The sequence below is a fragment of the Okeania sp. SIO2C2 genome (assembly GCF_010692625.1).
Taxonomy (GTDB): Bacteria; Cyanobacteriota; Cyanobacteriia; order Cyanobacteriales; family Microcoleaceae; genus Okeania; species Okeania hirsuta.
Window position 1 is genome coordinate 256446 of record NZ_JAAHGM010000008.1, and the last position, 14282, is coordinate 270727.

Sequence of the window (14282 nt, forward strand, 5' to 3'; positions counted from 1 at the left end):
GAGGTAATTATCAATTATCCATTATCAATTATTAATTAATGAAACTCCCCCATTTCCTGAGTGAAATATAAATTACTAGTAGCATTTATTTTAGAGTTCTATTATAGCATTTCTCAGGCAAGTGAGATACTTTTATCTTTCTTCCCTGTTGCCTGTTGCCTGGGCAAAGCGCTATAAATTTAATTTTTTTTAGGATTTAAATATGTCAAAAATTTTGTTGAATTTTCTTTTATTAATCTTCTATAAAACCGTGATATTTTGTGCTGTAACTCAAGCAAATGAAATTAAATATACACAAATAAATTCTGAAATAAAAACATTAGAAAAAGAATCATCAAAACCAAATATAACTCCAGTTGCTGAAGACGCAATTATCATTAAACCAAATCAACTTGAGCAAAATACAGACTCAATGGGTCAAGTTACTTCTGTCTCTCAATTATCCGATGTTCAACCCACAGATTGGGCATTTCAAGCATTACAATCATTAGTAGAACGTTACGGTTGTATTGTTGGTTATCCCGATGGTAGTTATCGTGGTAATCGCCCTATGACTCGCTATGAATTTGCCGCAGGTTTAAATGCTTGTTTAGACAGAATTACCGAATTAATTGCTGCCTCTACAGCAGACTTAGTAACTAAAGATGATTTAGCAGTTTTACAACGTTTACAAGAAGATTTTGCTGTAGAAATTGCCGAAATAAAAGGAAGAATTGATAGCTTAGAAGCACGGACTACAGAACTAGAAGCAAATCAGTTTTCTACCACAACTAAACTAGGTGGAGAAATTGTATTTGCTATTAGTAATGTCTTTGGAGAAGAGAAAGCTGGTGGTGGTAGTTTAGAAGATAATACCGTTTTAAATAATCGAGTAAGTTTGAATTTTAATACTAGCTTTACAGGACGAGACTTATTTAGAACTCGTTTAGATGTTCTGGATACTGTTGCCTATGGAGTGCCAATAACTGGAACAAATATGACGCGTTTAGCGTTTCAAAGAAATACTAATAATACTGTTGATATTGGTAAATTATTCTATCGTTTTCCCATTGGGAAAAAATTTAGAGTTCATATTGACGCTATTGGCGGTAGGTATAATATGAATGTTTCTGATAACTTCAACAGACTTTTTGCAAAGAGAATATCAGGGGCAATTTCTAGGTTTGGACGCTTCAATCCTATCTATGCCCAAGGGGCACGGGGTGCTGGAGTAACAGTTGTTTATAATATTAATAAATCGGTAACTTTATCATTAGGATATTTAGCAAGAGACCCGGAAAACCCAAGAGAAAGTAATGGATTTTTTAATGGTAGTAATGCAGGTTTAGCACAACTAGATATTCGACCAAGCGATCGCCTCCGTTTTGGCATTACTTATGTACGTTCTTACTATCCAAAAAGGAAGTTATTTGTTTCAGCAGCAACAGGTAGTAGAAGAGCAAATGCGCCTTTTGGTAATTTAGTTCCTACTTCGGCAGATCATTTAGGTATTCAAGGAAGTTGGCGTGCTTTGAATAATTTCACAGTTTCCGGTTGGACTGGATGGAGTTTTGCTGATGCTGAAAAATCTGTTGGTATGGTTAAGGAAGGAGATGAAGCAACTATTTTTAATTGGGCAGTTACTTTCGGATTTACTGACTTAGGTAAACAGGGAAGTTTGCTTGGTTTTGTAATTGGAAATCCACCTAAAGTAACTGATACTGATAATGGTCCAGATGATGATGATACAGCTTGGCATTTGGAGGGTTTTTATCGTTATCAAATTAATGACAATATTTCAATTAATCCGGGAGTTTTAGTAGTTATTAATCCCGAACATGACGAGGATAATGAAACTATTACTGTGGGAATTATTCGGATGATTTTTTTGTTTTAGGAAAAGAAGGAAAAAGGAAGAAGGTAAGCATTTCCTGATGAATTTGTTGAGGCATAACATTTAGACAAAGTATCGATCGCCAACTCTATGTCTACTCTACTCGTACCCATCCTCTGAGTACAAAATATGAAAGTCGCTTAACAGTAGAACGATCTTCTGTGCTTAGAGAATCGTCTAATACAGCAGCCATGAGGCCATAGCAGTCTAATTTTGTGAGAAAGCCACTTTTGGCAGCAGAAGCCATAATTTCGTTGATTGCACCGGGAAGTAAGTTAATTTGAAGCATAAGATTAACCTTGAATTCTATATTTTAATCATCCACTCTTTTTCCTGATTTGGTAGTGATTAATAGTACAACCAACCGTGATTTTTTGGTGTCGATCGAGTGAAGTAGATATGTAAGTTTTTGTGATGTTTGTCATAATGTTACATTTATTACAGGATTTACGCATAACTACCACATATAGTAGAGGTTAAGTACAATCCCCCACTACAGATGGTGTATGATTTCATATTTTGCGTAAGTCCTGATTATTGCTCAGGATTTGCTCTACTCGAGGTATTATGTGCATCCCGAGAGATTAGCTGGTAAAAATTTAGAATCATTAATCCAGTATGCACCATTCCCTGACATAAAAGCGGGGAATGTTTTTTTTTACCCAGAACTTTGTACTGTCCAGTTAATTATTTAATTGTCATAAATAGGATTCCTTAGTTACCATCACCGATAGTGGAATTATCTTACCCCTTTTTGTGATTCTTAGTGCAGGCTGAAATCAGCTAATAACCACAAGTTGGCACGTTCATTGCAACTTCTCTAGCATTAACCCTATTAGGCAAAGATAGCAATATTACCGGTAGACTGACTGAGGGGGAGATTATGATCTTTTTTTGGAGCAGTAAAGGCAGTTTAACCGTGCTTGTTGTGTTTACGCTTCAGTGTTTTAAGAGTACTTAATGCACCAAAACCCAATAACCCTAACACAGAAACAGGTTCTGGAACGGATGTAGGCTTGGTGATATTAAGTTGGGTAATCTGCGTAGACCATTGGTTATCGCCCGAAACCCATTCCTGGAAAGTCCAGAAAGTAGAAGGATCATCAGGATCGACGACGGTTGCACTGTAGTCGCCCCAACGGTTTCTACTAAAGCCGACCTGGTAATCATCAACACCTGCCTTCAGTAGCAGCGGATTCTCGAAGGTCGTTGTCCCTCCGATAGTCTCGCCTATAGCTACATAGCTGCTGACAAATTGGTTTTCACTTGACCCGCTAAACCCAATGGCAACCTGCTTTGAATCGTTGACAGCAATAGAGCCATAGTAAAACGCGAGCTCAGGATCGGCAATCAGCCCCTCTTGGAGAAGTGTATTCGTAGCCTCATCAATCTCAAACCAACGAAGCGCTGAACGATCATTGTTGTTTACAGATTGTACCCCCCAGATAGAGCCGTCTTTCAAAACCAGATTCGAGCTAATTCTGTTGTCGCCTGTGTCGATTTTCTCTTTTAGACCAGGTTGCTCGGCATCTAGTGGGAGACTGAATGGGGGAACCCTAATAAACCCACCTGTGGTGTCAATTGTCGGTGAATTGATAAGCCCATTAATAGTCGAGCGCTTGAAGAAACCCGCACCCGTGTTGAAAGCGGAAAACAAGGGATGCGGCTGTCCCGTGTTGTCTAGATCAACAACAGGCTGCAAAGTAAAACCTGTAGTGTTTGGGTTTATATTCTCAAATAGGTTTCGGTTGGCGACTGACCCACTTATCAGATCGGTCTTGGGTAGTGTAAGAATCGTTGTATTTACACCACTGCCGACAAGGGGAAACATATTTGCAGCGATAAAAACACCGTCTGCATTTAAGCCTAAGGTGCCAAAATCTGCCCAGTGACTGTCATCTGAGTCGCTGTCAATGGCAAAACCATTCCAACCTAAAGTCGGATCTGAAGAGTTGGAGACAGCAACTAGAAAATTGTTAGCATTTCTAGCATTGTCCACAGCGACAGCAAACCACCTTTTGCTATTTTGATCATACAACACTCTAGGATCGAAGGTAAACTCCCTAAAGGTTACCCCAGCGTCAGTCCAAAATGTGTCGAGGGTACTGGTCTGGACTCGCGTACCCGTTGTTTTATCGTAAACCGAGTACCGTCCGTTAATCAGTTCAACAATGTGATCGTTACCAACTCCACCCATCGTATCCGGAGGAATAAAGCCACTATCAATCCCAAGGGTACTACCTGTGAAGTTTAGCCCCACATTAACAGTAAGGTTTGCTGCTTCTGCATGTATTGAAATGCCAAGAACAGCAGTTGTAACAATAGCTGTTGATCGAAAGGTTTTCTGAACAAGTTTCATATTTAAATGCCTCAAAAAACTACGAAAAAAATGTAGATCAAATTACTAGACTAGGGTCAAATATGTTAATCTAAGCCGGAAACTAGCCTTTCCGACTGGACTACAAACTAGAAAGAATAGTAAAGCCAACAACACAAATAAAGCAATGGAAAATCAATATCTTTACTGAATCTTTATATAACCAGTCAATCTCAATACATTAGTTTTTCAAATACTTACAAATTGTATCCAAAGAATAAATCAGTACAGTTGTAACTCAAATGGACACAGTTGTAAAACAACTCATAAAATCATCCGATAAAAAGCCAAAAACCAACAAAGCAAAACACTAACAGGATAATGATAATAACAAAACAACAAAAAAAATGGTTTTATCAAAGGATGTAGGATATTTTTAACAATCTAACTCTCAACCAAAAAAATGATTACAACAATTTTTCTAAATATTTAAAAACTCTACAACAACGGAAATACATTTGATTAATAAGTAAAATTAATAATAGTAGATTTACAGATATAAGAGGGGGTTAGTCTTCATCAAACCTTCATAAAACTCAGCCACTATTCTATAAATTAGACATTGTGTGGAGAAAGGGCAAAAATTATCGCTAATAGGATTGTTTTTGGCACAACGACGCTCATAATAATTAATCTTAGAATTCTAATATCTTAGAAAATTTTAGACTAATTTTTCTCATTAATTGATGGCCAATTATATAGCAGATAGTAGCCTCTAAATATAGGATGTGTCCAATAGAGGCTATTGGGATTTTGATTTTTTCTGGAAACTACCCAATTCCCAGTGAGATCAAATCCGGTTAATTGCACATAGTATAATAGAGGAGTATTGCTGTAGCTAGTAAGTCAAAATGCCTAGAAAGCTTACCATTCAACCCCATCTGACCCTTGAAGAACTAGAAATGGGATATCGTCAAGCAATTTCCGCGATCACTCGCACTCACTACCAAGTCATTTGGTTATTAAGCAGGGGTAAAACTACAGCAGAGGTAGCAGAAGTCACCGGTTTCGGGTTGAAGTCGTGCTTTACTTAATCACTGTGAGCTGATTCATAGATTAACCTGCTACCACTGGTGGCCTGATAGTTCATAGTATGTGCAATTAACCGGATTTGATATAAAGTGATAACTCCAAAATAATGACCTCGTATCCACTCTGACTTGGTTACGTTTTCTGATTCATTGTGTAGTTTTTTCACCGCAGGCATTTTTTTTCCTTCCTTACCGACTTTAATACCATCCCCTACATCAACTGCTTGACCTCTTTGACGATGGACTTTTGGGTGAGTAATTAACCATTCATGCCACATGGTGGATAATTGTTGGGCAGTAATTGCCTTTGAATGAAACCAGTGCAAAGCTTGGGTGTAGTAATTTTGTGTTAGTCCCACAGCGCCATCGATAGCTTGTCACTGCCCGATGTTGACTGCATAAGCTGAATGCCCCAAATTAGGATAACAAACCATTCATAAGTAGCATGACAACTAAACACTGGACGTAAATTGCTCAGGATTTGCTCTACTCAACGTATTATGTGCATCCCGAGAGATTAGCTGGTAAAAATTTAGAATCATTAACCAGTATGCACCATTCCCCGACATGAAAGCGGGGAATGTTTTTTTTTACCCAGAACTTTGTATTAGAGTTGTCGCTAAATAAAGGGAAAAAATCACTCTAACCTAGACAGAGCAATAATTCCCAGCATTTTTGCCATCCAATAGCTACAATCCTTACAGAACAAGGTTTTTGGGGAATTTTTAAGTTATAAAGCGACAAGTCTACTGTCCAGTACTAGAATCAGAGTAACTAATAACACTGCTACAGAGAGTATTCCCACAAATAATAGAGCTTTGCGATAAACATGAGCACTACTATCTAACATACCTGGATCAAATTTCCGTAGCTGCCCTGTTTGATATAACTGCTTTAAGTAATAGCTGTCGTAACGAGCCATCCGAGCAAAAGGCAACTCTCCCTGAGTGCGTTGAGGTAAAACTCGGCAACGTTGATAGGGAACAAAGTTATAGCCAAAATACTTGTCATATTCTTCGCTGTTTAACAAGTCATTGACAAAACCCTGAAGTCCTTTTGTTGCCAATACAATAGACCAAGCAAGTTTCTCTTTATTGTTATAGACAGGGCGTCCTAAAACCCTTTGAATACAAAGCTCAACACAACGATAGTTACTGTTGCTATCATAGATCAGTTGCCGGAATGACTCAGAAAGCAACAAACCTTGAATGAAATCTTTAATTGTGATCTGACCATTGCGCAGTTGAGACTCCAGAGCAACCTGTCGATGGGCTGCGATAATTTGCTGCTCATTGAAAATTTGCCGATAAGCTGCCCAGATAATCTCATCCATCTCTGTAGCAGTGGGCAGGTTCTCTAAAGTGTATTGTATAGGATATTCATCTCCAGGGACATCAAATTTTTGAACCCGATGGTTTTGACTAGAGAGTGGGTAGTACATTAAAGGAATTGTCATTGATAAAATCCTGTAAAAACTAAAAATTATAAGACTAGACTATACCATAGAGTGAATTACCTAAAAATTCCTAAGAGACTGTTTGTAAATTTTTGTAAGAGAAAGGAACACCTTTAATTTAGTTATTTATTCCAAACTTTTTACTCTGAAATACTCAATATACATCTCCAGAAGCGAAGTTTTTGCCCAGGTAGTACAAGGGTTTGAGATTAATTATCGGAGATTTATAATTGGTGAGGAGTAAAAAAACTTTATAATTATTTACAAAATAATTATTTACCGAAAAATTGGGTTTAAAGCCTCGCCCTTGTAGGGCGACTTTTTATTTGAGCATGCAAGTGAATTGGATATATGCTAAACTGTTATTAGTTGCCGGGGGGCACTCGGAAACTCTAAACGGACGTGGAGGGAAGCATCAGACTACCGCCAAGGAAGCAGCACCCTGTGAAACGTCAACCCGCCGAAGAGCTACGGCTCAGTAGGAATCCCCGCGCCTTTAGGCCGGGGAGGATGTCAAAAACAACTTCTAGGTAATAGAGTTGTCAAAACATCTTTGAGCTATTAACTGAAGCAGGAGATGTCAAATAGTAAATATCCGATGAACTAAGGCAGCTATGCTGAAAGCAGAGGGCAGAAGGAACAATTGGATGGGGTTTTTATACCCTTGTTCCCCTAAAGGTAACAGACGAGTCAGAATTCCCTTCTGCCTTCTGCCTCCTGCCTTCTGCCTTTCCTGATAAAAATTAGGAATATAAACTGCTGTCCCTATTCCCCTGCTCAAGCAAACAAAGTTATAAAATTCCCGATCGCCCGATTTCTATAAGGATAAAGCAGGCAAAAATCACACCGCCTATTCCTCCAATGAGAAAACCAGAGGTAAACAGACTCCATTCCTGATAAGTTTGCAGGTTCTCCGGCAAAACGCCTCTTGGTTTACTAGAACCTTGAAATACTACCGCCCCATAAACAAACAGACAGATACTTAAAATCACTACCAAGGCAGATGCACTACCACCTCCAGCTAGAAGAGCTTGGTCGGTGTTGCGCAATGGTCCGAGTTTGAGAAAAGGCCCTAATAATAGGTAGCCGTGAGCCATGCCAATTTCCAGACCCCGTGCAATAGGGGATAAACCATTCCGATAAATGGGTAAGTTCTTAACCCAAGTGATGGTAAGCTGACTGGAATTAATTGGGGTTGCCAAATTACCCAACTGGGGATTGTTCTGGAAAGGCTGTACAATACCAGTCACTAGAGATTCGTTATTAAACTGAGTGTCTCCATAGAGGGCACCGGGATTGAACTTCATATTACTGAAGACAAATCCACTGGCGATCGCTCTAGCTCTGAGACCATGCCAAAAGTGACCTGCTAGTAGCAGACAGGCAAAGATGAGTTGGAACAACATCAACCAGGTGCGAGGAGTAATTGTACCATCAACATTAGTCACACCTACAGGACCATAAAATACTGAAGGATAGACTGTATCATTCACCCAGACAAAGTAGGCAGCAAAAAAGCCCATGTAAGCTAGAGCTGCCTGACTATAGGCAAGATATGCCTCTCCCGACCAGACAAACAGACCCTTAGCCCATTTTGTAGGAGCAGTAGTAATATGCCAGAGACCACCCAGAATGCAGATACTACCAATCCAAATGTGACCGCCTATCACATCTTCTAAAGAATTGACAGCAGCCATACCCTTCAACGTCCAGCCATCAGGGGTGATACCGACGAGGTAACCGAAGATAGTCTGGGGGTTGAGAGTAGGTTCAGTAATCAGTCGCACATTGGCGATCGCCGGGTCATACAAACCATCAAAATACATAGCTTTGGCTACTAGCAAAAATGCTCCCATCCCTAGTAGCAGTAGATGAATACCAAGGATAGTAGTCATTTTATTGCCATCATGCCACTGATAGCCAAATCCTTTTTCATCAAGTTTGTCAGGTCCAAGCACGGCATGGAAAATGCCACCAGCACCTAGAATTGCTGAACTAACGAGATGGATAACACCAATAGCAAAGTAGGGATAAGTATCAATAATTTCACCATTGGCTCCAACCCCTATACCCAGAGCCGCCATGTGGGGTAGCAAAATCAGCCCTTGGTCGTACATGGGTAGACTAGGGTCGAATTTGGATAGCTCAAACAGAGTCATTGCTCCCGCCCAGAGTACAATCAACCCTGCATGAGCAATGTGCGCTCCCAATAACTTTCCAGATAAGTTAACAAAGCGAAAATTACCTGCCCACCAAGAATAGGGTTCTTGGGAATCACTAACATAGTTCGCAACATCAACATTATTATCTGTTGAAAAGCCTAAAAACCTTAATGGATTTGATTTAGTTACAGTCATAACTAGCTTACTTGACCTCTTGTAAATGTTACTACTCTGCCTTCGGTGAAACTATAGCCTGCTGCCCGTAGAGCATGGAATAGGTGTCCTTGCAGGAAGAAAAATCCTAACCAGAAGTGAGCATTAGCTAACCATACTCTTGCAGTCAAAGCTCCATCAGTACTAACGAATACAGGAAAGCGATCGAACACCAGAGTCAAAGTTGGTCCAAAAAATTCTGTGGGAAATACCAGGGAGTTAACAGACACAAACAATGTTGCGACAAACGCCATTAAGCTGACTGCGCCAATACTGTAAGACAAATATGCTTCTCCTGACCAGACAAATAAACCTTTAGCCCAGTCAAAGGGTACGGTGCGAATATGCCAGATACCACCTAGAATGCAGATAGCACCAATCCAAATGTGACCGCCTACTACATCTTCTAAAGAGTTGACACCAGCAAGCCAGAACTTCCCTTCTGTACCTAACAGGTAGCCGAAAATGGTAGTAGGATTTAGAGTGGGACTTGATATTACTCGTACATTTTGAACTACTGGATCGTATAACCCGCCGAATGCCATCGCTTTTGCTACAAGTAAAAAGGCTCCGATTCCTAACAATACTAAATGTATACCTAGAATAGTTGTCATTTTACCTGGATTATCCCAGCTATAGCCAAAGAAGGAAAATTTGTCTTCTAGTTTGGCAGGACCTCTGAGAGCGTGGAACATACCACCTGCTCCTAAAAATGCTGAACTAATCAAATGCAGTACCCCAATCACAAAGTAAGGGTAGGTATCCACAATGACACCTCCTTCACCAACTCCAAATCCCAAGCGTGCTAGATTTGGCAGTACAATTAAGCCTTGCTCGTACATGGGTAAAGAGGGATCAAAATTTCCTACTTCAAACAAAGTAATAGCACCAGTCCAGAGTACAATCAAGCCAGCATGAGCTACATGAGCGCCCAATAGCTTGCCGGATAGGTTAACAAGTCGAGCATTACCTGCTCGCCAAGGAATTTGTACATTCTCATCAGTTACGACAGTCATTGCTATTGTTCTCCTTGTATAATTATCATTTTCTTTATGGGTTTAATACCCCACCGTCACTTGCGGTGTTCACGCATTACTTGGGGGAGCGTAGACGCGGAGCGGCCCTTCGTTGACTATCCCCATGTAATTTTCCTCCTGTCTCCTGTCTCCTGTCTCCTGTCTCCTTCTTCAATGAACTTAGATTCTGAGTTCTGTTCAAGCAGGTGTAATAGGTGTAACATTCTTAGCCATAAAGTCAAAGAACGTTCCATAAAATACTCTACGAGTAGCAGCTCGCGCTCGATAGGCGTGCCATAAGTGTCCGACCAAAGCTAGGAAACCTAATCCAGCATGAATGGTAGCAAGAGCTGCTCGCACAGAGTTGCTGCCAATAGGACCATAAAACACACTAGGATAAACAATTTCGTTGGTGGATACAAAGACAGCTACGCTAAATCCTGCGATCGCAAGTGCCCCTAAACTGTAAGACAAGTAAGCTTCTCCGGACCAGATTAGTATTTGTTTTGCCCAACCCGTAGGTTTGGAAACAATGTGAAATAGACCACCAACAGTGCAGAGTAGGCTCACCCAGACATGACCACCGACCACATCTTCGAGATTATCTACGCTCGCCATGCCAGTTATTGTCCAACCATTAGGACTAAAGCCAAACAGATAACCAAAAATTCTGGCGGGATCAAGATTAGGCTGTATTAACCTTACTTGTTCTATTAGTGGATCGTAAATACCACCTAAAATCGTTGCTTTAATTACCAGTAGTGCTGCTCCAACCCCCAACAGCACTAGATGAATACCCAAAATAGTGGTCATCTTGTTGCCATCTTCCCAGTCGTAGCCAAAACCTTTCTCATCAAGCTGTTTCGGTCCTAACACTGCATGGTAGATACCTCCTGCTCCCAAAACAGCAGAACTGATGAGATGCAGCATACCGATGACGTAGTAGGGATAGGTGTCGATCGCTTGTACCCCTGCTTCCATACCAATACCTAATGTTGCTAGATGAGGTAATAAAATTAGTTTTTGCTCGTACATTGGTACGCTGGGGTCAAACTGAGATAGCTCAAACAGGGTCATGGCACCTGCCCACAGCATGATTAAACCAGCATGGGCTATATGGGCACCTAGTAATTGCCCAGAGAGGTCTTTGAACCTGATATTGCCTCCTAATAAAGCTGCACCTTCTTCTTCAGTGGCCTCAACATCCCAGCCTAGCGATCGCCAAACAGGTGTCCAGAAAACTCCACTGTCGTTAGTTGTAGACTCAGGTATTTCAATGGTGCTGCTTTCTTCATTGCCAAATGTTTGCATAGAAATTTAGTCCTCAGTCTGATGAAGATCAATTAAAGAAGGCTCTATAGCAGTCCTAAATAATTTGTAAAAATCCCAAAGTAGAATAAAAATTTTGACGATTATTATTCCTTTTACCTTTGCTCTGTTGGATATTTTCTACATAGCGGAAATAGGACTACTATATTGAGCTTTATTATCAATAATTTTATTTGAACACAATTAAAATTTTTTATCAATAAAATAATATGAAGTTTTATTAAGGGGCATCTGTTACATCAATTGAGTTGGGGTTGGAGAGCAAGTAAGAAATAGCAGGAAAATCTAGGAGATATATAAGAAACAATTAGTTTAGTAGTCCTAGTAGCAATAAATGTTCATCATGCACAATCCTTTTTTTTATGGGTGATATTATTTATAATTTATTCAAAAAATCACCTAACATAACCTTAATTTTATTGATATAGATTCTTAATAAGTTCTTAAACATATTTTAGGACTTATATCATGTCCATTTGTTTAATAGCGGCCTGGGAAAAACCGATCCTCTAGCTTCATATAGAATCCAGTTATATAATAGGACTTACGCACGGATACTAAATCTACTGAGAGCGTTAGCTAATGCCATTCGCCCCTAGTCTCCTACTCCCCACTCCCAAATATATGATAAGTATTCAACCGGATTTGATATCATTAGTAATAACAAGCACGATCGGTGTTTGTGAGAAATAGTATCAGCAAATAGCTAGGCTATTTCTTAAGAGTCATATCAGACTTTTATCTATTGGGTAGTTCCTGCAATTTGTGAATATACCAGCGCATAATGCTATATCTTTAGTCATTGCTAAATCTTTCTCAATTCTCTTCCTTCGATGCCTCCTGACTCCTTACTCCTGAATTCCCCTCCTGGGAGGGGTTAGGGGCGAGGGGTGGGTTGATTCCTAAATAATTAAGATTAATATCATACACTAATTCACCAACGTCAATAATTTTTCAGCATCGATCAAACCAAAACCCCATTTTGGGTCGAAACTGCCAACAGGTTTTTCAGGAATAAAACTACTTGAATGCAAACGTTGCTTAATTTCTTCAGGGGTTAACTGCGGCTCCTTTTCCAACAGTAACGCTACCAACCCAGTAATAAAGGGCGTTGCCATACTTGTACCTGCCATGACGTTATGAAACTGGTCAACTTGCATCATTGGGGAACAAGTAGAAGCAGAAGATAAAGCAGAAACTATCATCGCTCCCGGTGCAACTACATCTGGCTTCATCATACCATTACGCAAAGGACCTGGACTACTAAACTCTGAAACTGTGTTCAAATCTAATCCTACCTTTTGCCAATTTTGATCCACATCTTGCCAGGATAGTCGCGCCGTGTAGGAACCCACTGTTATTGCTCTCGCCGCTGCCCCTGGAGAACCTATTTTCATTAAATCTTGTACTCCAGACCCTGTAAATACAACATCAAATCCTTTTGTGGTTTCCCCACTCCAGATATTAACTTTTCCATTTTTGACAGCAACACCATTTAACAAAAGTCGCCAAGTTCCAGTATTTCCAGTGGCGATCGATACGGAATTAGGATCGTGAGTAATCTCAATATTAAACCAATATTCACCGTTGTCTGTATTTTCCGGACCGTACATAATAATCTGTACTTGTGCCCCCGATATATGGTGTGTTTTCTGAGAGTAACCATTGTCACCGATACTCTGGAAATGTGTGCGACTACCTTCTGGAGATTGTACCGCGACTTCAATATTATCACTACTGGCGTACCAACCATTTAATTCTGCACGCCATTTTAAAGGACTGGACAAAATGGAAGCAGGTATGAGGAAACGGATACAGACTTGTTGATTTTGTTGCACAATAGTTTCTGCATGAATATCAGCGTTACCTTCGTTACCCGCAGCACAACAAACAATTTTACCCGGACCTGATTCTTGATCGATGAAATTAGATAACGGATCGCTACCATCATGGGCGTTGTAGTGGTCTCCTAAACTGAGATTAACTACTGCGGGTCGTTGAAGTTCATCTGCCACCCGAAATATATAGTCGATCGCATCGGCAATATATGTATTTAAGCCTGCTTTGACTATTACTAAGTCTGCTGCAGGGGCAACTCCTGTAAAGGCATGGTCATTACCTGCTGCAATGCCAGCTATATGAGTACCGTGACCAGTTTGGTCGCGAGACATTGCTAATATTCCTTTGGATAGGTTGCCAGTCAGTTCTAAACCTTCGGGATATTCGGAGTTACCATCATTAGGTAAGGTATGATCCCAGATCCGCAAAATTCTACCAGTAAAAGCGGGGTGGGTGGTATCGATGCCACTGTCGATGATGCCAATAATTACTCCTTTGCCTGTTAACTTAGTTTTGGTCTGAAAATTTGGTAAACCAATAGTGTTTTTTGCTACGTCTAATAATGGTTTTAGGTAACGAGAGGGAGTAATACGAGCGATCGCTGATTCTTCGGATAAACGCCCGATCTTTTCTAAGGGAACAAAAGCTGTACGAATTTTTCCTTTTGATTGTTTAATTTGTATTCCATATTTGCTGAGATGATTGAGGTTAGCGTTTTCTTCACAACGGATAAATACTGATGCTAAGTGTGGTTTAGAGGTTTTGGGATGATTAATAATACCTAATGACCGCAGATGCAGGTTGAGACCTTTTTCACCCTGTTGTTGATAGTTTTCTAAGGCAGTCATTAATCCTGGAGCAATTTTTTCTGGTTTCATATTATTACTAAGGAAGAGGGAAGAGGGAATAAGGAATAAAGAAAGACCGAAAAATCTGACGTTTTCTGAGTTTTCAGCTTTTGATCTGTTCTAACTTTTCCTTCGACT

General features: G+C 40.0%; 9 protein-coding genes and 1 pseudogene. 2 read left to right on the plus strand and 8 right to left on the minus strand.

Translation table 11 applies throughout. The annotated features are described in order from the left end of the window. Positions 1-202: 202 nt before the first annotated feature. Positions 203-1876, plus strand: a complete 1674-nt coding sequence (locus F6K18_RS08940) for an iron uptake porin (protein ID WP_287520203.1) — start codon at positions 203-205, stop codon at positions 1874-1876. Between the two features lie 91 nt (positions 1877-1967). Here F6K18_RS08940 and F6K18_RS08945 read toward each other — a convergent pair whose 3' ends face one another. Together F6K18_RS08945 and F6K18_RS08950 are read right to left on the minus strand one after the other, a co-directional pair. After that, positions 1968-2162 (minus strand): hypothetical protein, encoded by a 195-nt coding sequence (locus tag F6K18_RS08945; RefSeq protein WP_124144420.1) that lies wholly within the window; start codon positions 2160-2162, stop codon positions 1968-1970. 624 nt (positions 2163-2786) lie between these two features. Beyond that, a complete protein-coding gene (locus tag F6K18_RS08950) occupies positions 2787-4232 on the minus strand; it encodes a hypothetical protein (protein WP_287520204.1) in 1446 nt (481 codons plus the stop codon). An 869-nt stretch (positions 4233-5101) separates the two neighbouring features. Between F6K18_RS08950 and F6K18_RS08955 the strand changes: the two genes are divergently transcribed. Continuing rightward, a complete protein-coding gene (locus tag F6K18_RS08955) occupies positions 5102-5284 on the plus strand; it encodes a hypothetical protein (protein WP_287520206.1) in 183 nt (60 codons plus the stop codon). Here the strand turns inward: F6K18_RS08955 and F6K18_RS08960 are convergent. The 6 genes and pseudogenes from F6K18_RS08960 to F6K18_RS08985 all read right to left on the minus strand — a co-directional run bounded on the left by F6K18_RS08960 (position 5281) and on the right by F6K18_RS08985 (position 14174). After that, positions 5281-5640: a hypothetical protein gene (locus F6K18_RS08960; RefSeq protein ID WP_287520208.1), complete on the minus strand. Its 360-nt coding sequence runs from the start codon at positions 5638-5640 to the stop codon at positions 5281-5283. The two genes, F6K18_RS08955 and F6K18_RS08960, sit on opposite strands and share 4 nt — an antisense overlap. A 371-nt stretch (positions 5641-6011) precedes the next feature. Next, positions 6012-6737 carry a phycobilisome rod-core linker polypeptide gene (locus F6K18_RS08965; protein WP_287520210.1) on the minus strand — a complete coding sequence of 242 codons (726 nt, stop codon included), beginning with the start codon at positions 6735-6737 and terminating at the stop codon, positions 6012-6014. Positions 6738-7528: 791 nt separating this feature from the next. After that, positions 7529-9094: a chlorophyll a/b binding light-harvesting protein gene (locus tag F6K18_RS08970; RefSeq protein ID WP_287520212.1), complete on the minus strand. Its 1566-nt coding sequence runs from the start codon at positions 9092-9094 to the stop codon at positions 7529-7531. Between the two features lie 2 nt (positions 9095-9096). Continuing rightward, positions 9097-10128, minus strand: a complete 1032-nt coding sequence (locus tag F6K18_RS08975; RefSeq protein WP_287520215.1) for a chlorophyll a/b binding light-harvesting protein — start codon at positions 10126-10128, stop codon at positions 9097-9099. 276 nt (positions 10129-10404) lie between these two features. Further along, positions 10405-11319: pseudogene (locus F6K18_RS08980) on the minus strand (chlorophyll a/b binding light-harvesting protein); the annotation flags it as partial. A 1067-nt stretch (positions 11320-12386) separates the two neighbouring features. Next, entirely contained in the window at positions 12387-14174 is a 1788-nt protein-coding gene (locus F6K18_RS08985) for a S8 family serine peptidase (protein WP_287520219.1), read from the minus strand. Between the last annotated feature and the right edge of the window lie 108 nt (positions 14175-14282).

What these genes read in the sequence shown, in the direction of transcription:
- F6K18_RS08945 (WP_124144420.1), bottom strand. Translation starts at nt 2,162, where the DNA reads ATGCTTCAAATTAACTTACTTCCCGGTGCAATCAACGAAATTATGGCT.
- F6K18_RS08970 (WP_287520212.1), bottom strand. Translation starts at nt 9,094, where the DNA reads ATGACTGTAACTAAATCAAATCCATTAAGGTTTTTAGGCTTTTCAACA.
- F6K18_RS08965 (WP_287520210.1), bottom strand. Translation starts at nt 6,737, where the DNA reads ATGACAATTCCTTTAATGTACTACCCACTCTCTAGTCAAAACCATCGG.
- F6K18_RS08940 (WP_287520203.1), top strand. Translation starts at nt 203, where the DNA reads ATGTCAAAAATTTTGTTGAATTTTCTTTTATTAATCTTCTATAAAACC.
- F6K18_RS08950 (WP_287520204.1), bottom strand. Translation starts at nt 4,232, where the DNA reads ATGAAACTTGTTCAGAAAACCTTTCGATCAACAGCTATTGTTACAACT.
- F6K18_RS08975 (WP_287520215.1), bottom strand. Translation starts at nt 10,128, where the DNA reads ATGACTGTCGTAACTGATGAGAATGTACAAATTCCTTGGCGAGCAGGT.
- F6K18_RS08985 (WP_287520219.1), bottom strand. Translation starts at nt 14,174, where the DNA reads ATGAAACCAGAAAAAATTGCTCCAGGATTAATGACTGCCTTAGAAAAC.
- F6K18_RS08955 (WP_287520206.1), top strand. Translation starts at nt 5,102, where the DNA reads ATGCCTAGAAAGCTTACCATTCAACCCCATCTGACCCTTGAAGAACTA.